This window comes from Planomonospora sp. ID82291, assembly GCF_015711645.1.
Taxonomy (GTDB): domain Bacteria; phylum Actinomycetota; class Actinomycetes; order Streptosporangiales; family Streptosporangiaceae; genus Planomonospora.
The window spans coordinates 1,606,741-1,625,709 of record NZ_JABTEX010000001.1; the positions used below are offsets into that span (position 1 = coordinate 1,606,741).

Sequence of the window (18,969 nt, forward strand, 5' to 3'; positions counted from 1 at the left end):
CCCAGTCCGCGGACCGTCCTCCGGCACGATGATCCGGGGCCGGGCGGGCGGGAGGCTGAAGACATGATCAATGTCAGATCGCTCACCAAGCGGTACGGCTCGACCGTCGCCGTGGACGGGCTCTCGTTCGAGGTACGGCGCGGCCAGGTGACCGGCTTCCTCGGACCCAACGGCGCCGGCAAGTCGACCACCATGCGCATGATCCTCGGCCTGGACCGGCCGAGCGAGGGCACCGCCCTCATCGACGGCACGCCCTACGGCGAGCTGAGGAACCCGCTGCGCAAGGTCGGCGCGCTGCTGGACGCCAAGGCGGTCCACGGCGGACGCCGCGCATGCGACCACCTGCTCTGCCTGGCGCAGAGCAACGGCATCCCGGCCTCCCGGGTGACGGAGGTGCTCGCCCTCACCGGCCTGACCGCGGTGGCGCGCCGCCGCGTCGGCGGCTTCTCGCTGGGCATGTCGCAGCGGCTGGGCATCGCCGCGGCGCTCCTCGGCGACCCGGAGATCCTGATGTTCGACGAGCCGGTCAACGGGCTCGATCCGGAGGGCATCATGTGGATCCGCACCCTGATGCGCGACCTCGCCGCCGAGGGCCGCGCGGTGTTCGTCTCCAGCCACCTGATGAGCGAGATGGCGCAGACGGCCGACCACCTGGTCGTCATCGGCAGGGGCCGCCTCATCGCCGACACGGGCGTGGAGGAGTTCATCGGCCGCAGCTCCCAGGCCTACGTCCGGGTGCGCGCGCCGCGCCTGCCGGAGCTCGCGCGGGTGCTCGGCGGCACCGGAGGAACGGCAGGGCCGGTCGAGGTGGCGCTGCACGGCGACCACCTGCGGGTGACGGGCCTGGGCGCCGAGGCCGTCGGCGAGACCGCTGCGGGGGCCGGGCTCACGCTGCACGAGCTGACCCCGGTCTCGCCGTCCCTGGAGGCGGCGTACATGGAGCTGACCCAGGAGAGCACCGAGTACGCGGGAGCGCGGGCATGACGGGCGTGTTGCGATCGGAATGGACCAAGCTCCGCTCGGTGCGGTCCACCGGGTGGACCCTGCTGACGGCCGTGTCGCTGATGATCGGGTTCGGGGTGCTGCTCACCGCTGTCTCCAAGGACATGGGAGAGGAGGTCGGGCCCGCCGACGCCCTCATGTTCAGCCTCTCGGGCTCCCCGTTCGCCTCACTGGCGGTGGCCTCTCTCGGCGTCCTGGTCATCAGCGGCGAGTACCGCACCGGCATGATCCGCACCACCCTGCTCGCGGTCCCCGGCCGCCTGCGGATGCTGACCGCCAAGGTCGCGGTCTTCACGGCGGTGGCCTTCGCCGTCTCGGTGGTCGCGTCGTTCGCCGCGTTCCTCATCGGGCAGGCCGTGCTCGGCGACGAGGGGATCGCGCTCGGCGACCCGGGCGTGCTGCGGGCCGTCGCCGGCTCCGCGCTGCTCATCACGGCGAGCGGGGTCTTCGGCCTGGCGCTCGGCACGCTGATCCGGCACACCCCCGGCGCGATCGTCGCGGCGATCGCCCTGATCTTCGTCCTGCCGCAGATGACCAACATGCTGCCCGGCGAGTGGGGTGCCACCGTGCGCGACCACTTCACCACCAACGCCGGCGACCAGATCACCCTCGCCGAGGTCGTGGGCGGGCAGCTCGGCCCCTGGGCCGGTTTCGGGGTCTACTGCCTCTGGATCGCGACCGCCCTGGCCGCCGCGGCGGTGCTGCTGCGACGCCGGGACGCCTGAGCCGCGGGCGGTTCCCCGCGCCGGACACCCGGCGCGGGCACCCGCCCGGCTCCGCGGTGCGAGCCGCCCCCGGCGCCCGGCTCCGCGGTGCGAGCCGCGATCGGGTCCCCCATCGGATCGGCCGGAGCCCGGCCGATCGCCCGTCCGGACGGGCCGGACTCCGGCGGCCGGTCAGCCCGCGGCGAGTTCGCGTCCGCGGTCCCGCGCCGCCTCGATGGCGGCGAGGAAGGCGGCCCGGACGCTGTGGCGCTCCAGCTCGGCGATGGCCGCGATGGTGGTCCCGCCCGGGGAGGTGACGGCCTCGCGGAGGATGACGGGGTGCTCGCCCGAGTCGCGGAGCATGATCGCGGCGCCGACGATCGACTGGGTGACCATGTCGAGCGCGGCGGCCCGGGGCATGCCGAGCAGGATGCCGGCGTCGACCATGGCCTCGACCAGGTAGAAGAAGTAGGCGGGACCGCTGCCGGACAGCGCGGTGGCGGCGTCCTGCTGGGACTCGGGGATGCGCAGCACCTTGCCGACCGGCCGGAGCAGGTCCTCGGCCCGCCGCAGGTGCTCCTCGGTGGCATGGGCGCCTCCCGAGATCACGCTCATCGCCTCGTCCACCAGCACCGGCGTGTTGGACATCACCCTGACCACCGGGACCTCCCCGCCGAGCCGGGACTCCACGAAGGCGGTCGTGATGCCCGCCGCCGCCGAGATCACCAGGCGGTCGGCGGGGACGCAGGGCGCGATCTCCGCCAGCAGCGCCCCCATGTCCTGGGGTTTGACCGCCAGGATGAGGGTGTCGGCGTGCTTGGCGGCCTCGGGGTTGGGCAGCACCTGCACGCCGTACCGCTCCCGCAGCGTCTCGGCCCGGTCGGCGCGCCGGGCGGTCGCGATCACGTCGCCCGGCGCGAACCCCGCCCGGAGCAGCCCGGACAGCAGCGCCTCGCCCATCTTGCCGGTCCCGAGAATCGCGATCATGCCAGCGCACCTTGCCTAGGGGGTCAGGGACGACCAGCTTACGAGGTGCGGCCCGGCCGGAGTGCGGCGAGCCCGGCCCGAACGCACCCCGCCGGGCCCCCGCCCGGGGCGGGGAGGTACGGGGAACGCGGCCCGCAACCGCCCCTGCCGGGTCCTCGCCCGGAGGAGGCGCCCCCTGCCGGGTCCCCGCCCGGTGCGGCCGGCGGGGACGCGGAGGGAGGCCGGCAAGGGGCGCGCGGAGGCCGCGCTCAGGAGACCGTGAACGCCCGGGAGACGCCGGTGAACGGGGTGATCACGCCGAGCAGGCTCCGCCGGTCCCCGAAGTGCACGATCCGGTAGGTGCCGGGCGGGGTGTCGGCGGCGACGTCCCAGGTGACGGTGGCCTTAGACGTGCCGGTGACGGCGTTGAGGCGGGTCCAGCGGAACCTCGTGTGCCAGTCCCCGTCGTCCAGGTGGCGCCGCCACGCCCCGTCCACCAGGCGCTGCACCTCCAGGTAGGTCCCGTTGCGGTGCAGGTCGTTCTTCGGATGCCCGGTGACGAACTCGGCCGTCACGGTCTCCCCGCGCCGGTGGGAGGCGGCGGGCTCGGTCAGCGCCTGCCCGAACGAGGTGGACGGCGGCGCGCTGTCGAGGACCACGCCCGTCTGGAGGGTGAACTGCTCGCCGGACAGGTCGGGCGGGGCCGTACCCGGGTCGACCGCGACGCCGTCCCGCAGGGCCGCGGCGAGCCGGGCGAACTCCTGCTGGTGGGCGGGCAGGGTGTGCGGGCCGTACAGCGTCGAGCCGCCCTCGTACTGCTGCAGCGCGTACTCCTCCGGCGTGGTCACGTACTGGCTGTAGGCGTTGGCGTACCCCTGCAGCAGCACGTTCCCGATCGGCACGCCCAGTTCCGCGGCGACCGTCCGCCGGATCCGCAGGCCGGAGACGATCGTGTACTCGGCGGGGCCCGCCACCAGGTACAGCTGCCCGATCCTGAGGATCTGCAGCGGCAGGACGTTCGGCGTCGCCCGCACCGGCTCGGTGATCAGGCCGGTCGGGACCAGGTTCGCCTTGGGCGCCTGGCAGGCCGGCAGCGAGGCCGACGGGGGGACGTCGAGCGAGGCCAGGATCCGGCCGATGGGGCCCGTCATGCCCTCCCGGAAGCCCGGGATCGCCGGGCCGTCCTCGACGCTGCCCGCGAGCGTGGACGCGCCGACCATGGCGGTGCAGGTGCGGCCGGGCCTGCCGTCCGGGGTGTACCTGGCGTCGACGGCGACGTTCTCCATGTCGACGAACCGCATCCGGGAGTCGACGCCGCCGGTGACCGGGGTCGTCGCGCCGTCGTAGATCTGCTTGGCCCTGGCGAACTGGCGCTCGCCGATGATCCGGGTGTTGGCGAACTCGTCCTCGGTCGGCCCCGACCCGGGCCTCAGGTTCAGGTTGGGCGACATGTCGCCGGCGTTGGTGTTGGGGAACGCCGCCACGAAGCCCGGCCCCGGGTCCAGGTAGCGCACCCCGGCGTGGTCGTGCTCCCAGCGGTAGGCCGCGTACCCCTTGTTGTCCGGGCTGACCAGGGTGTTGGCGTTGGTCAGGGAGGTGTTGTGGGTGGCGAACCAGCTGATCGCGCCGACGTCGGCGCCCTCCTGCCGGAAGCGCAGGACGGTCATCGCCGGGTCGATGCCGCCGGGGAACGCGGCCCTGTCCTGCGCGGGGTTGCGATCGAAGGCGGCGCGGGACCGGTTCACGCTTGCGTCGGTGAGCTCCCCCCGGCCCAGGGTGACGGTGCCCGGCCGCAGGTCGTCGTGCGCCTCGGCGATCGACTCGACGATGCCGTCGACGACCGCCCCGAAGGTGCCCTTCTGGAAGCCGAGGCTCGCCAGGTTGTAGGCCAGGTGGTGGGAGAAGCCGCCCGGGCCGGCGTGCGTGTGCGTCGCCGACAGCAGCACGTTCTGCTCGGTGTACAGCGTGCCGTACCGCTGCTTCAGCCGGGCGACCACCTTCTGCCGGACCGCCTCGAAGATCATGGCGAGGTCGGCGTTGACGTAGGCGATCCGCCGGCCGGTGGCCCGGTCGACGACGACGAAGGCGCGGGAACGCTGGCGCTGGTGCAGCCCCGAGGCCTTCTGCTCGAAGCTGGAGTAGCCCATCATGCCGACCTCGGCGATCTCCCCGGTGACGTCGGAGATACCCCGGCCGACCAGGTAACCGGGCGGCCCGGCGGAGGGCGCGACGGCCGGCGCGGCCCCAGCGGCGGTTCCCGCCGGTCCGGTGCCGACAGGTCCGGTGCCGACCGGTCCGGCGCCCCCCGCGACGGGCGGGGCGAGCGGTCCGGTACCCGCCGCGACGGGCGGGGCGAGCGGGACCGCGACGGCGAGCGCCGCGGCCAGCAGCAGGGTCAGGGGTCTGGTTCTCGGGCGCGCGAGCCGCATGCGTTGCCTCCCGGGGGTGGACCGGTCCGCGGGGACCGGTGGGGGTGGGCCGGAACCGTCGTGCGGTGGACCGTCGTCCGCGAAGCGGTACTGCTTCGCAGATAACATGAGTCTCGTTCATGTTGATTCCGGCACAGGAGGCTGTCAAGAGTCCGGCGAGGCCGCTGAACCCCCCGTCCCGCCGGGCCGTCATAGGGATATGCGTAGGATCACGATCCCGCTCGTGGCGGGAACCCTGCTTCTGTCCACGGGGTGCGGCGCCGAGACGGCGACCGGCCCCGCGACGGCTTCCTCCCCCGCCGCCTCCGCGGCTTCCTCCCCCGCGACCGCCGCCGCCCCCTCCCCGCCGGTGGCGGGCACCGTCGCCCCCAAGGTCGAGCCGACCGGAGGGCCCCGGCCGGTCAAGCCGACGGGCGACGCCGACGACCCGCGCAAGGTCCCCTGGCTGAAGGCCCGGCCGTACAAGAACGGCCGGACCCTGCGGGTCGTCTGGTGGTCCGGGGTGGAGCCCTGCACCGTGCTCGACCGGGTGACCGTGAAGGAGACCGCCAAGCGGGTGACCGTCACCCTCTGGGAGGGGCCGAGCAGAACGGCGCAGAACGTCGCGTGCATCGAGATCGCCATCCAGAAGTCGACGACGGTCAAGCTCAGGAAGCCCCTCGGCACGCGCAAGGTCGTCGACGGCGCCCGCGTCCGCTGACCCCCGGAAGGACCCCTCCCGCGGCCCCGGACCCCCGCGGCCCTCCGGCGCCTCCCGTCGCCCGCCGAACCCTCCCGCGGGCCGCACGGCCCTCCGATCCGCAGACCGCAGACCGCAGACCGCAGACCGCAGACCGCAGGACCATCCCACCCGCACCTCGCGGGCCGTACGGCGGACCGCGGGCCGTACGGCGGACCGCCCGGCCGGCCGCAGGAACACCGGCCCGCCTCCGCTCGTCGAAAGGAGGGGAATCACCCGGTTCTTCCCGGGCACTCGGAAATGCCGCCGCGCTCTTGTAGGTTGAGTCACACAGACTCAAGTCGTTTGACAAACGCGATGCGTTGCCCGACTATGAGTCAGACCAACTCAACTTTGACTACAAGGACGTACTCATGGCACGTGCGGTAGGTATCGACCTGGGGACGACCAACTCCGTCGTCTCGATCCTCGAGGGCGGCGAGCCGACCGTCATCGCCAACGCGCAGGGGTCGCGGACCACGCCGTCCGTGGTCGCGTTCGCGAAGAACGGCGAGGTCCTGGTGGGTGAGGTCGCCAAGCGGCAGGCCGTCACCAACGTGGACCGGACGATCCGCTCGGTCAAGCGCGAGATGGGCACCGACTGGTCCCAGGAGATCGACGGCAAGAAGTTCTCCCCGCAGCAGATCAGCGCCTTCGTCCTGCAGAAGCTCAAGCAGGACGCCGAGGCCTACCTGGGCGAGAAGATCACCGACGCGGTGATCACCGTCCCGGCGTACTTCAACGACGCCCAGCGCCAGGCCACCAAGGAGGCCGGCACCATCGCGGGCCTCAACGTCCTGCGCATCATCAACGAGCCGACGGCCGCGGCGCTCGCCTACGGCCTCGACAAGGACAAGGACCAGACGATCCTGGTCTTCGACCTCGGCGGCGGCACCTTCGACGTGTCCCTGCTCGACGTCGGCCAGGAGGACGGCCACGGCTTCGTCGAGGTCAAGGCCACCAGCGGCGACAACCACCTCGGCGGCGACGACTGGGACCAGCGCGTCGTCGACGAGCTCGTCAGCCGGTTCAAGAACGGCCACGGCGTCGACCTGTCCAAGGACAAGATGGCCCTGCAGCGCCTGCGCGAGGCGGCGGAGAAGGCCAAGATCGAGCTGTCCAGCCAGTCCGAGACCACCATCAACCTGCCCTACATCACGGCCTCCGCCGAGGGCCCGCTGCACCTGGACGAGAAGCTCACCCGCGCCGAGTTCCAGCGGCTCACCGCCGACCTGCTCGAGCGCTGCAAGGGCCCGTTCCACCAGGTGATCAAGGACGCCGGCATCAAGGTCTCCGACATCGCGCACGTCGTGCTCGTCGGCGGCTCGACCCGCATGCCCGCCGTCACCGAGCTCGTCAAGGAGCTGACCGGCGGCCAGGAGCCCAACAAGAGCGTGAACCCGGACGAGGTCGTCGCCATCGGCGCCGCCCTGCAGGCCGGCGTGCTCAAGGGCGAGGTCAAGGACGTCCTGCTGCTCGACGTGACCCCGCTCTCGCTGGGCATCGAGACCAAGGGCGGCATCTTCACCAAGATCATCGAGCGCAACACCACGATCCCGACCAAGCGCTCGGAGGTCTTCACCACGGCCGAGGACAACCAGCCGTCGGTGCAGATCCAGGTCTACCAGGGCGAGCGTGAGATCGCGGCCTACAACAAGAAGCTGGCCACCTTCGAGCTGACCGGCATCGCCCCGGCGCCGCGCGGCATCCCGCAGATCGAGGTCACCTTCGACATCGACGCCAACGGCATCGTCAACGTCTCCGCCAAGGACCTGGGCACCGGCAAGGAGCAGACGATGACGATCACCGGCGGCTCCGCGCTGCCGAAGGACGACATCGAGCGCATGATGCGCGAGGCCGAGTCCTACGCCGAGGAGGACAAGCGCCGCCGCGAGGAGGCCGAGACCCGCAACAACGCCGACTCCCTCGTCTACCAGACGGAGAAGTTCCTCAGCGACAACGCCGACAAGGTCCCGGACGACATCAAGACCGAGGTCGGCGAGGCCGTCTCCGAGCTGAAGAAGACGCTGGAGGGCACCGACTCGGCCGCCATCCGCGCCGCCGCGGAGAAGCTCGCCACGGTCAGCCAGAAGATGGGCTCGGCGATCTACGCCCAGGCGCAGGGCTCCGAGGCCCCGGCCGGCGCTCCGGGCGCCGAGGGCGCGGCAGGCGCCGCCGGCGAGCAGAAGGCCGACGACGACGTGGTCGAGGCCGAGATCGTGGACGACGAGCCGAAGCGCGAGAACGACGCCAAGTGACGGCCCGTAAGCCGAGGGGAGCACGACCGTGAACACGCGTGAGAACGGTTCCGGGGAGGAGCCGGTGATCCGCGACAACCGGAAGATCGACCCGGAGACCGGGCAGCCGCGCGAGACGGACGGGGAGCGGTCCGGCAAGGCCGAGCAGGCCGAGCAGACCGCCCCGTCCGGGCAGGCCGGCTCCGGACCCGACCCGGCCTCGGTCGAGCTGGCCGTCCAGCTCGCCGAGCGCACGGCGGACCTCCAGCGACTCCAGGCGGAATACTCCAACTACCGCAAGCGGGTCGAGCGGGACCGGATCGCGGTCAAGGAGCAGGCGGTGGCCGGCGCGCTGACCGAGCTGCTCCCGGTCCTCGACGACATCGGCCGCGCCCGCGACCACGGGGAGCTCACCGGCGGCTTCGCCAAGGTGGCCGAGTCGCTGGAGGCGGCCGTCGGGAAGCTGGGCCTCGGCTCCTTCGGCGCCAAGGGCGAGCCCTTCGACCCGACGGTGCACGAGGCGCTGATGCACAGCTACTCGCCCGACGTCACCGAGCCGACCTGCGTGGAGATCCTGCAGCCCGGTTACCGGATCGGCGAGCGCGTGCTGCGCCCCGCACGCGTCGCGGTCGCCGAGCCCGGCGAGTCCGACGCGACCGAATAACCGATCCACCTCATATTTGGAGAAGGAAGACAGATGAGCACCAAGGACTACCTGGAGAAGGACTACTACGCCGTCCTTGGTGTGCCCAAGTCCGCCACCGCCGAAGAGATCAAGAAGGCGTACCGGAAGCTGGCCAGGCAGTACCACCCGGACACCAACCAGGGCAGCACCGAGACCGAGACGAAGTTCAAGGAGGTCACGGAGGCCTACGACGTCCTGTCCGACGCCAAGCGCCGCAAGGAGTACGACGAGGCGCGCACGCTGTTCGGATCGGGCCTCGGCGGTTACGCGGGGGCGGGCGGGACCACGCGCGGGGGCGGGTTCCCCTTCGACCTGGGCGACCTGTTCGGCGGCACCGCCCAGCAGCCGGGCGCCGGAGAGCGCATCGGCGACATCTTCGGCGGCCTGTTCAACCGGGGCGGCACCACCCGCCCCGGCGGGACGACCGCCAGGGCCCGCCGCGGCCAGGACGTCGAGTCGGAGGTCACGCTCTCCTTCACCGAGGCGGTGGAGGGCACCACGGTCTCGCTCCGGCTCACCAGCTCCTCCTCCTGCACGGCGTGCGCCGGCACCGGCGCCAAGGCCGGGACCACCCCGCGGGTCTGCCCGAGCTGCGAGGGCACCGGCGCGGCCAGCCGCAACCTGGGCAACTTCGCCTTCTCCGAGCCGTGCCGCGACTGCAAGGGCCGCGGCCTGCTGGTCGACGACCCGTGCCCGGTGTGCGAGGGGAGCGGGCGGGGCAAGAGCACCCGCACCATCCAGGCGCGCATCCCGGCCGGGGTCGGCGACGGCCAGCGCATCAAGCTCAAGGGCAAGGGGGCCCCCGGCGAGAACGGCGGCCCCGCCGGCGACCTGTACGTCCAGATCCACGTCAAGCCGCACGCGGTCTTCGGCCGCTCCGGCGAGAACCTGACGATCACCGTGCCGGTCACCTTCACCGAGGCGGCCCTCGGCGCCGAGATCAAGGTGCCGACCCTCAAGGGCATGCCGGTCACCCTGCGCATCCCCCCGGGCACCCCGAACGGCCGCACCTTCCGGGTGCGCGGCCGGGGTGTGACCCGTAAGGACGGCACCAAGGGCGACCTGCTCGCCACGGTCGAGGTCCTGGTGCCGCAGAAGCTGGACGACAAGGCGCGCGGCGTCCTGGAGGAGTTCCGTGACGCCGTCGCCGCAGGCGACCCGCGCGCCGAGCTGATCCAACAGGCCAGAAGCGAGTAGCCCATGGAAGCCAACTACTTCGATCTGTCGGATGACACTCCCGTCTATGTGATCTCGGTCGCCGCCCAGCTGTCCGGGCTGCACCCGCAGACCCTGCGGCAGTACGACCGCCTCGGCCTGGTCAGTCCGGGCCGTACGGCGGGCCGGGGGCGGCTCTACTCCACCCGCGACATCATGATGCTCCGCGAGGTCCAGCGGCTCTCCCAGGAGGAGGGCATCAACCTCGCGGGCATCAAGCGGATCCTCACCCTCGAGAACGAGGCCCTGCGCCTGCGCGACGAGAACCACCGGCTGCGCGCCGAGGTGACGATGATCCGCGCCCTGATCCAGTACCAACTGCCACCCGCCTGACAGCCGCACCACCTGCCCCGGGGGACTTCCCGCGAGGGGCCCCGCCGTCCGGACCGCGGAAGCGCGCGGCCCCGTCGCGCACACGACGGGGAGGACGGCGGTCACCGGTCCTCTCGCCGCCGAACGAAGTGAGGCAATAGACATGGACTACAAGCTCACCCAGAAGAGCCAGGAGGCGGTCTCCTCCGCCATCCGGCGCGCCGCCGCCGAGGGCAACCCCGAGGTCGCCCCGGTCCACCTGTTCACCTCGCTGCTCGCCCAGACCGGCGGCACCGCCGTGCCCCTGCTGGAGGCCGTCGGCGCCGACTGGAAGAGGCTGCGCACCGAGGCCGAGACGCAGCTGGCGGCGCTGCCGAAGGCGCAGGGCTCGACGGTCGGCGCCCCGTCCAGCTCCCGGCAGCTGCTCGCCGTGCTGCACACCGCGGCCGAGCGGGCCCGCCGCCTGGAGGACGAGTACGTCTCGACCGAGCACCTGCTGGTCGGCCTGGCCACCGACGGCGGCCCGGTGGCCGAGCTGCTGCGGTCGAACGGAGCCGCCCCGGACGCGCTGCTGGACGCCTTCGAGAAGGTGCGCGGACACGCCAAGGTGACCAGCGCGACCCCCGAGGACACCTACCAGGCGCTGGAGAAGTACGGCGTCGACCTGACCGAGCGGGCCCGCGCCGGCAAGCTCGACCCGGTGATCGGCCGGGACACCGAGATCCGCCGGGTCGTGCAGGTGCTCAGCCGCCGCACCAAGAACAACCCCGTGCTCATCGGCGAGCCCGGCGTGGGCAAGACCGCCGTCGTGGAGGGCCTGGCCCAGCGGATCGTCGCCGGCGACGTGCCCTCCAGCCTCCGCGACAAGCGCCTGATCGCGCTGGACCTGAGCGCGATGGTCGCGGGCGCCAAGTTCCGCGGCGAGTTCGAGGAGCGGCTCAAGGCCGTGCTCAACGAGATCAAGCAGAGCGAGGGACAGGTCGTCACCTTCATCGACGAGCTGCACACCATGGTCGGCGCGGGCGCCGGCGAGGGCGCCATGGACGCGGGCAACATGCTCAAGCCCATGCTGGCCCGGGGCGAGCTGCGGATGATCGGCGCGACCACGCTCGACGAGTACCGCGAGCGCATCGAGAAGGACCCCGCCCTGGAGCGCCGCTTCCAGCAGGTCTACGTGGGCGAGCCCTCGGTCGAGGACACCATCGCGATCCTGCGCGGGCTCAAGGGCCGCTACGAGGCCCACCACCAGGTGCAGATCTCCGACGGCGCGCTGGTGGCCGCCGCCGCGCTCTCCGACCGCTACATCACCTCCCGGTTCCTGCCGGACAAGGCGATCGACCTCATCGACGAGGCCGCCTCCCGGCTCCGCATGGAGATCGACTCCCGTCCCGTGGAGATCGACCAGCTCCAGCGGAACGTCGACCGGATGATGATGGAGGAGCTCGCGCTGGCCAAGGAGACCGACGAGGGCAGCCGGCAGCGGCTGGAGCGCCTGCGCGCCGAGCTCGCCGACCGCAAGGAGGAGCTCAACGGCCTGGTGGCCCGCTGGGAGCGGGAGAAGGCCGGGCTCAACCGGGTCGGCGACCTGAAGAAGCAGCTCGACGAGGCCCGCGGCGCCGCCGAGCGCGCCCAGCGCGACGGCGACTTCGAGGCCGCCTCCCGGCTGATGTACGGCGAGGTGCCCCGGCTGGAGGCCGAGCTCGCCGAGGCCAGCACCGCCGCCCAGCCGGAGCACGCCATGGTCAAGGAGGAGGTCGGCCCCGACGACATCGCCGAGGTCATCGCCTCGTGGACCGGCATCCCGGCGGGCCGCCTGCTGGAGGGCGAGACCGCCAAGCTGCTGCGCATGGAGGAGGAGATCGGCGCCCGGCTGATCGGCCAGCACGACGCCGTCCGGGCCGTCTCCGACGCCGTCCGGCGCGCCCGCGCGGGCATCGCCGACCCCGACCGGCCGACCGGGAGCTTCCTGTTCCTCGGCCCCACCGGCGTCGGCAAGACCGAGCTGGCCAAGGCGCTGGCGGACTTCCTGTTCGACGACGAGCGGGCCATGGTCCGCATCGACATGAGCGAGTACTCCGAGAAGCACAGCGTCGCCCGCCTGGTCGGGGCCCCGCCCGGCTACGTGGGCTACGAGGAGGGCGGCCAGCTCACCGAGGCCGTGCGGCGCAGGCCGTACACCGTGGTGCTGCTGGACGAGGTCGAGAAGGCCCACCCGGAGGTCTTCGACATCCTGCTCCAGGTCCTCGACGACGGGCGGCTCACCGACGGGCAGGGCCGCACGGTCGACTTCCGCAACACGATCCTGATCCTCACCTCCAACCTCGGCTCGCAGTTCCTGGTCGATCCGACGCTGGAGAACGGCGCCAAGCGCGAGGCCGTGATGAACACGGTCCGCAGCAGGTTCAAGCCGGAGTTCCTGAACCGGCTCGACGACGTGATCCTGTTCGACGCGCTCGGCAGCGAGGAGCTGAGCAGGATCGTCGACCTGCAGGTGACGCACCTCGCCCGGCGGCTGGCCGACCGCCGGCTCACGCTCACCGTGACCCCGGCCGCGCGCGACTGGCTGGCCCTGACCGGCTACGACCCCATGTACGGCGCGCGCCCGCTGCGCCGGCTGGTCCAGTCGGCGATCGGCGACACGCTGGCCCGCAAGGTTCTCTCCGGCGAGGTCCAGGACGGCGACGAGGTCCTCGTGGACCTCGACGCCGACCGCGACTCCCTCACGGTGGGCGCGGGGGTCCGGGAGCCCTCCTGAGCGGGTAAGGGATTGGTCGGCATTCGGTCAAGCCCGCTTCCCTGAAGATCCCCGGTGGGTACGTTCGGCATTCGTCGGACCACGGAGCACCACGGGAACCGCAGGGGGGCGGGCGTGTCGAACACCTCACGGAACGCTCGGGGCATCCTGGCCGCGGTGCTCACGGCCGCCTGCGCGGGATGGACGGCGGCGGCCCCGGCACCGGCCTCCGCCGCGCCCTGCGATGAGCGGCGTGCGACGGGGTCCCCGGAGAGCGCCTGCGGCCGCACCCGGGGGGACGGGCCGGCCCGCCGGACCTGGGAGCCGGCCGAGCGCGCGCGTCCCCGGGACGCGGCCGGTCGTCCGGCGCCGCCCCGCGGATCCGAGCCGCCGCGCCGGCCCTCGGCCCGCACTCCCGCAGCGCCGGGCCGTACGGCGGAGCCCGGCGGCCCCGCACCGCTGCACCCACCCCGGGCCCGCGTCCCGGGTCCGCCCGCGTCCCCCGCTGCGTCCCCCGCTGCGTCCGCCGTCGTGTCCCCCTCAGGACCCCCCGTCCTGTCCTCCATCGGGCCCTCCGCCGTGTTCCCGCCCGCCCCGGAGCTGCTCGCCCGGAACGCCGGTCTGCCCGGGCTCTCCCGCGCCTCCGCGATCCTCAGCGTCGCCGACGCGGGCGGTGTCGCCGCCGGGATCGGGTTCCCCGGCCTTCCCTTCGGGGTGCCGGGGTACCCCGGCCTGGTCTGGGTGGAGTTCCTGTCGCCCACTCCGGACCTGCCCGGCCTGCCGAGCGCACCGTCGGCCGTCGCCGGCCTCCCGCCGGCGGTGCCGTCGGTGCCGTCGTTCGCGAACGCCTCCGGCGTGCTGTCCGGCGGCGCCGCACTGGCCCTGCCGGTGCCGAGGCCGCTGCCCCGCCGGATCGGCGGGAAGATCGTCACAGGGAGGCCGCCCGCCGCGGCCGCGCGGGAGGCCGAGGCCGTACCGGCCGCCCCCCGCGCCGGCGGTGCCCCGCCCCGGACCGGTCCCGGCGCCGGAGCCGGGACCGAGGAGTCCCGCCCGCTGCCGATCCTGGACGGGTTCCTGCCGGGCCTGCCCCTGAGCCGGGGCGAGCACCGCAGCGAGCATCAGAGCGGACGGCGGAGCACGGTTCCCCGGCGTCCGGCGAACCGGTGACGTGCACCGCGTCCGGTGAGCCGGTGACGTGCGCCGAGTGCCGTCCCGGTCCCGCGAACCGGAGCGCGCCCTGAGCCTCGCCGGGTCGCGGCCCGCTCAGTGCGACGCGTCGAGCAGCGCGTCCAGTTCGTCTTCCGGGAGCCCGAGGTCCACCCGGATGCGGTAGCGGACGCGCAGGAGCGCGGCGTACTCCGCCCCGCCCGGAACCGCCTCGCCGAGACCCCGGGTGGCCCAGGCGTGGGCCTGCTGCGGATCTCCGTACGCGGCAAGGGTCTCCGCGACGGTCAGCGCGGTGGCCGGGGAGACGTCGCCGGTCCGGATCTCCTCGATCACCTTCCGTGCCTCGTCGGGCTGTTCGAGCTCGAAGAGGGTGTCGGCGATCCCCGCCCGCGGATCGGCCCCCGCGTCACCGCCTTCGTCCACGGCCCGCTGGAAGCAGTGGAGGGCGCGGACGGGGTTGCCCGCCTGCCGCCACTCCTCTGCGGCGAGCACGAGGATCGCCGCCGGCGATAGGTCGCCGGACACGTACGCCTCCGCCAGCTCTTCGAGCCGGTGGGCGAGGTTTTCGTGATCATCGGCCATAAGTGCCTGCTCAAGCAGCCGATCCAGCTGCCCACGTGTCACATGCGCCACACCGCGAGCGTACCGAGCGCGGCTCTGTTCCGTCCGCCCAATGCCGGGTATGGGTTGCGCAACTCTATGCACACAATTGCTCACGCTGGGCTTTTTTCCCCAGCAAGCGGGCATATGACGGATGCCTCCTGCTCCAGGAGCGGTGCCTTTCGAAGGAGGTCCGATGGGCATGTCCAGGCAGATGACCTTCACCCTGACGTGCGCGGCGCTTCTCGCCGCGGTCGTTCCCGGATGCGCCGGATACCTCTCGGCGAGACTCGACGCCGTCGACGAGGCGCGCCGCAGGCTTGCCTCCGCCGAGGACAGGCTGCGCGAGTCGCGCCTGACCGCCCAGGCGGTGGCGACACCCGCCCGGCTCTGCTCCGCCTCGGACCGCTCCCCGGCCCGGCGACGCGAGGCCTCCGTACCCACCGCGTTCGTCCCCGCGGACGCCCGGGAGAGGCGGAACAGGGCGACGGAGCGCGCGAACCGGCGGGAGCGGGCGAAGTCCGGATCCACCCGGGCGGACCCGCCGCCCGTCCTGTCACGGGGACCGGCGGCCGGTCGGCCCTGGACCTCGCACTCCGGCGGCCAGGAGCGGAACGCACGGGAGGTCTGGCGGCCCGACGAGACGAGGGAGGCGGGTCCCTGGCCTCCGGGCCTCCTTCCGGCCGAGGATCCCTGGCTGCCGCCCGTCCCTCCCGTCGGGAAGGTCCGGCCCTTCGGTGATCAGCCGGGGCTCCCCCGCCACATCCGGGGACCCGGGCACGGCTGACCGCGCCGCACACGACAGCGGCCCGGACACCGCGGCCCGCCGTTCCACCGCCCGTCACCCGCCCACCCGTCACCCGCGCGCCCGCCGCCCGGCGGCGCGCCGCAGGACGGCTCGCGCCGCGGGACGGCTCGCGGAGCGCCGCCGGGCGGTCGGCGGGTGCCGCCTACGGCGCCGAGGCCCGGGCGAACCGGCGGTTCAGGTAGCCCCGGATCAGCCGCTTGGCCTCGGCGATGACCACCGGGTCGCCGTTCGCGTCGCGGCGGAAGGCCATCTTCAGCACCGCGTCACCCGCCTCGACCGCGACCAGGATGGCCAGGTCGAACTCCTCGCTGTCGGCCAGGCCGTACTCCTGCAGGAGCAGCCCGCGCAGCCGCCCGGCGATGACCGTGTTGTTGTCGGCCACCGGGTCGAGCATGTTGAGGTCGACCACGTCGCCGAAGTGCAGGGAGCGGAAGCCCGGAACCGTCCGGTTCATCTCGACGTACTCGTCGATGATCGCGTCGACCGCGTCCCACCAGCCGCCGTAGTCCTCCGACAGGAAGCGCGTCCCGATCCGGGAGACGAAGCCCTCCACGTGGCGGCGGGTCACCGCCTGGGCGATGGCCCGCTTGTCCGGGAAGAACTGGTAGACGGAACCGATGGCGACCCCGGCGCGTTCGGCGATCCGGGTGGTGGACAGCGCCTCGTACCCGATCTCGTCCAGCAGCTCGGCGCACGCGTCGAGCATCCTCTCGACGCGCCGCGCGCTCCGTCGCTGGGTGGGCCGGCGGCGCAGCGGGGTCTCACCGCACTCCTCGGCGGGCAGGATGGACGACATCCCTCCATCTTGCCCGTCAGATCCCGTCAGGTCAGGCGCTATCGGATCAATCGCTGGATTGTCCGGGTCTGGCCGCCAGACCCGTGCACCCGCGCAGCGCCTTCCAGCTCGTGACGGCCTGCCGCCGGGCGGACCCGGTGAGCGGGACCGGCACGCCGCCCTGGATCACGGCCGGGGTCCACTGGTCCTTGAGGACCTTGCGGCCGTCGATCGTCAGCGTGAGCACCCCGGTCCGGCCGGTCTCCGGCCCCCAGTTGTAGAAGACGAAGTTGCCCATGCCGTAGTCGACGTAGGCGTTGCCCAGGTAGCCGCCGCCGAGCAGGATGTGCGCGTGGCCGCCGACCACCACGTCGGCCCCGGCCGCGACGAGCTTGGGGGCCAGGCCCCGCTGCGCCTCGTTCGGGCACTTCTGCAGCTCGGTGCCCCAGTGCAGGTGGACGATGACGGTGTCGGAGTTCCTGCGCGCCCGGCGCACCTCCTGGATGAGCCGCGCCTCGTTCTTGGCGGAGGCGAGCCCGCCCTTGCTCCCCTTCGCCGTCCAGGCGGTGATGAACTCCGAGTCCAGCACCTGGGTCGCGCCGATGATCGCCACCCGGTTGCCGTTGACGGTCGTCCGCCACGCCCGGTACGCCTGCGCCTCGTTCGCGCCCACCCCGACCATCGGGAACCTCGCCCGCCTGACCGCGGCCAGCGAGTCGGCCAGCCCGCTCTCCATGTAGTCCATGCCGTGGTTGTTGGCCATGGACGCCACGTCCACCCCGGCCGCCTTCAGCGCGGTCAGCGCGCTGGCGGGGGCCCGGAAGGTGTACTGCTTGCCCGGGGCGGGGGTGCCTCCGGTGGTGATCGCGGTCTCCAGGTTCACCATGGCCAGGTCCGCCTTGCGGAGCACCGCGGCGATCGGCCCCAGTGCGGTGCGCGGGTTCGCGTTCAGCCGGGTCCGCAGGACCCCCTCGAAGTGCACGTCGCCGCCGAAGGAGATCGTGTACGGCCGGCGTTCGGGGGTCGGCGTGGCCTCGGCCGGGGCGGAGGGCCGGTCGGCGGGCCTGCCGGCGGCCGGGGCGGCGGACTCCGCGGCGGTGCAGGCCGCGGCGAGCAGGGTGGACACGACTGCGGCGGCGGCCACACCGAGGCGGCGGCGGGTATAGGTGTTCATCGCCCTCCGAGCATGCCATCCCGGCCGCGCTGAGCGGAACGACTCGCCCGGCGGGATACGCCTCCCTGACCTTCTCCGTTCGGTCTCACCCACCGGGTACGGCCTGTGCCCTGACCGCGGGGTGCAGGCCGCACCCGTCCGCGCCTACCGGTCGAACTCGCCGTCCTTGACGCCTCCGACGAACGCGTCCCACTCACCCGGAGTGAAGACGAGGACCGGCCCCCGCTGGTTCTTGCTGTCGCGGACGCCGACGCGCCCGCCCGGCAGCTGGGCCACCTCCACGCAGTTGCCGTTGGCCGCGCTGCGGACGCTCTTCCTCCAGGCTGCGCCCGAAAGGTCAGCTTCGTACATGTTGCCTCTATCTCCTTTACGGGAAACGCCCTCGGTTCCCGCTGGGGCAGCCGCTCAGGACCTGAGGAGACTGCCTATCTCCAACGCTCCTCGATGATCTTCTCGATGAGTTCCCGAGAGCCGTCGACTCCATATGCCTCCGACTGCAGGTGGCCGAAGGCGATCTCATAGCCGTACACCATCTCCTCGTCCTCCACGAAGCGTGCGCTGTAGAGCGACTCCAGGTACACGACGTCGTGGAATTCAGGGAACTTGAGATGGAAGAAGGAGCCGGTGTTCACCGGGTGCTCCCCGCTCAGCGGCAGGATCTGCACCCGTACGTTCGGCAGCCGCGAGATCTCGACCAGGTGCTCGAGCTGCCCGCGCATCACCGCCGCCCCGCCGAAGCGGCGCAGCAGCACCGACTCGTCCAGGACCGTCCAGAGCCGGAGCGGGTCGGCGCTCCGGGTGACGAGGTCCTGCCGAGCCATGCGGGCGTTGACCCGGCTGCGGAACTCTCCCGGCGGAATCCGAGTGATCGGCTGCGTGGCGCGAATGACCTCGCGCGCGTAGTCCTCGGTCTGCAGCAGGCCCGGCACCAGCTGGGGTTCCCAGTTCAGCGCCGAGACCGCCTCCGCCTCCAGCCCCAGCAGGGTGGTGAGCTCCTGGGGAAGGGAGTCCGAATAGTTTTCCCACCAGCCCTTCCGGGCCGCGTCCCGATGGAGATCGAGCAGCTCCCGCCGCCGATCTCCATCCACTTCATACAGCTCGGCGAGGGCTTCGACGTCGCTCCGGCGCGGCATGGTCTTGGCGTTCTCGATGCGACTGACCTTCGAGGCCGACCAGGTCAGCCTCGTGGCGACGTCCTCACCGCTCAGACCACAGCCCTCCCGCAACCGGCGGAGCTCCTGGCCGAGCCTGCGCCGGCGAACGGTTGGACTGCCGCGCTCGGGCACCGTCCGACCCCCTCATCGATATGAAGGTGTATCGCTACTCAACCGTTCAAGGCCCCACCGATCAGGACCTCGCGCTCATCGTACACTGCAACTTGCATGCCGCCCTGCGAGGCTTATCTCCATATTCCCGTCAGGAGAACATGCCGGAATCCTTCCT

General features: G+C 72.6%; 16 protein-coding genes and 1 pseudogene. 10 read left to right on the forward strand and 7 right to left on the reverse strand.

Annotated features, from left to right (window positions below; all coding sequences use genetic code 11):
- The first annotated feature begins 63 nt into the window (after nucleotides 1–63).
- Nucleotides 64–984: an ABC transporter ATP-binding protein gene (locus HS045_RS07065; RefSeq protein WP_196450318.1), complete on the forward strand. Its 921-nt coding sequence runs from the start codon at nucleotides 64–66 to the stop codon at nucleotides 982–984.
- The gene (locus tag HS045_RS07070; protein ID WP_196450319.1) at nucleotides 981–1,727 is read left to right on the forward strand and encodes an ABC transporter permease subunit; all 747 of its coding nucleotides are present in this window, start codon (nucleotides 981–983) and stop codon (nucleotides 1,725–1,727) included. Before HS045_RS07065 ends, HS045_RS07070 begins: the two co-directional genes overlap by 4 nt.
- Nucleotides 1,728–1,898: 171 nt before the next feature.
- Here the strand turns inward: HS045_RS07070 and proC are convergent, their stop codons facing one another.
- Nucleotides 1,899–2,693: a pyrroline-5-carboxylate reductase gene (proC, locus tag HS045_RS07075; RefSeq protein WP_196450320.1), complete on the reverse strand. Its 795-nt coding sequence runs from the start codon at nucleotides 2,691–2,693 to the stop codon at nucleotides 1,899–1,901.
- 248 nt (nucleotides 2,694–2,941) lie between these two features.
- Entirely contained in the window at nucleotides 2,942–5,101 is a 2,160-nt protein-coding gene (locus tag HS045_RS07080) for a neutral/alkaline ceramidase (protein WP_196450321.1), read from the reverse strand.
- A gap of 223 nt (nucleotides 5,102–5,324) precedes the next feature.
- Here HS045_RS07080 and HS045_RS07085 point away from each other — a divergent pair, with 223 nt between their 5' ends.
- From HS045_RS07085 to HS045_RS07115, 7 genes and pseudogenes are all read left to right on the forward strand, one after another.
- Nucleotides 5,325–5,801, forward strand: a complete 477-nt coding sequence (locus HS045_RS07085) for a hypothetical protein (protein ID WP_307827403.1) — start codon at nucleotides 5,325–5,327, stop codon at nucleotides 5,799–5,801.
- 392 nt (nucleotides 5,802–6,193) lie between these two features.
- Complete coding sequence (gene dnaK / locus HS045_RS07090; RefSeq protein ID WP_196450323.1) at nucleotides 6,194–8,077, forward strand: molecular chaperone DnaK; 1,884 nt, start codon at nucleotides 6,194–6,196, stop codon at nucleotides 8,075–8,077.
- Nucleotides 8,078–8,105: 28 nt separating this feature from the next.
- A complete protein-coding gene (gene grpE / locus HS045_RS07095) occupies nucleotides 8,106–8,720 on the forward strand; it encodes a nucleotide exchange factor GrpE (protein ID WP_307827404.1) in 615 nt (204 codons plus the stop codon).
- Between the two features lie 33 nt (nucleotides 8,721–8,753).
- Nucleotides 8,754–9,938, forward strand: coding sequence for a molecular chaperone DnaJ (gene dnaJ / locus HS045_RS07100; RefSeq protein ID WP_196450324.1), 1,185 nt, complete (start codon nucleotides 8,754–8,756; stop codon nucleotides 9,936–9,938).
- A gap of 3 nt (nucleotides 9,939–9,941) precedes the next feature.
- Nucleotides 9,942–10,194 (forward strand): annotated as a pseudogene (locus tag HS045_RS07105) (heat shock protein transcriptional repressor HspR); the annotation flags it as partial.
- Nucleotides 10,195–10,431: 237 nt separating this feature from the next.
- Nucleotides 10,432–13,023: an ATP-dependent chaperone ClpB gene (clpB, locus tag HS045_RS07110; RefSeq protein ID WP_196450326.1), complete on the forward strand. Its 2,592-nt coding sequence runs from the start codon at nucleotides 10,432–10,434 to the stop codon at nucleotides 13,021–13,023.
- Between the two features lie 510 nt (nucleotides 13,024–13,533).
- Entirely contained in the window at nucleotides 13,534–14,169 is a 636-nt protein-coding gene (locus tag HS045_RS07115; protein WP_196450327.1) for a hypothetical protein, read from the forward strand.
- A 96-nt stretch (nucleotides 14,170–14,265) separates the two neighbouring features.
- On the opposite strand, the gene HS045_RS07120 is transcribed toward HS045_RS07115, so the two are convergent.
- Nucleotides 14,266–14,751, reverse strand: coding sequence for a hypothetical protein (locus tag HS045_RS07120; protein ID WP_230883465.1), 486 nt, complete (start codon nucleotides 14,749–14,751; stop codon nucleotides 14,266–14,268).
- A 220-nt stretch (nucleotides 14,752–14,971) separates the two neighbouring features.
- Here HS045_RS07120 and HS045_RS07125 point away from each other — a divergent pair, with 220 nt between their 5' ends.
- The gene (locus tag HS045_RS07125) at nucleotides 14,972–15,556 is read left to right on the forward strand and encodes a hypothetical protein (protein WP_196450329.1); all 585 of its coding nucleotides are present in this window, start codon (nucleotides 14,972–14,974) and stop codon (nucleotides 15,554–15,556) included.
- Between the two features lie 163 nt (nucleotides 15,557–15,719).
- Here the strand turns inward: HS045_RS07125 and HS045_RS07130 are convergent, their stop codons facing one another.
- From HS045_RS07130 to HS045_RS07145, 4 genes are all read right to left on the reverse strand, one after another.
- A complete protein-coding gene (locus HS045_RS07130) occupies nucleotides 15,720–16,373 on the reverse strand; it encodes a TetR family transcriptional regulator (protein ID WP_196450330.1) in 654 nt (217 codons plus the stop codon).
- Nucleotides 16,374–16,419: 46 nt separating this feature from the next.
- Nucleotides 16,420–17,526, reverse strand: coding sequence for a CapA family protein (locus tag HS045_RS07135; RefSeq protein WP_196450331.1), 1,107 nt, complete (start codon nucleotides 17,524–17,526; stop codon nucleotides 16,420–16,422).
- A 144-nt stretch (nucleotides 17,527–17,670) separates the two neighbouring features.
- Nucleotides 17,671–17,877 carry a DUF397 domain-containing protein gene (locus HS045_RS07140; RefSeq protein WP_196450332.1) on the reverse strand — a complete coding sequence of 69 codons (207 nt, stop codon included), beginning with the start codon at nucleotides 17,875–17,877 and terminating at the stop codon, nucleotides 17,671–17,673.
- 74 nt (nucleotides 17,878–17,951) lie between these two features.
- Nucleotides 17,952–18,812 carry a helix-turn-helix transcriptional regulator gene (locus HS045_RS07145; protein WP_196450333.1) on the reverse strand — a complete coding sequence of 287 codons (861 nt, stop codon included), beginning with the start codon at nucleotides 18,810–18,812 and terminating at the stop codon, nucleotides 17,952–17,954.
- Between the last annotated feature and the right edge of the window lie 157 nt (nucleotides 18,813–18,969).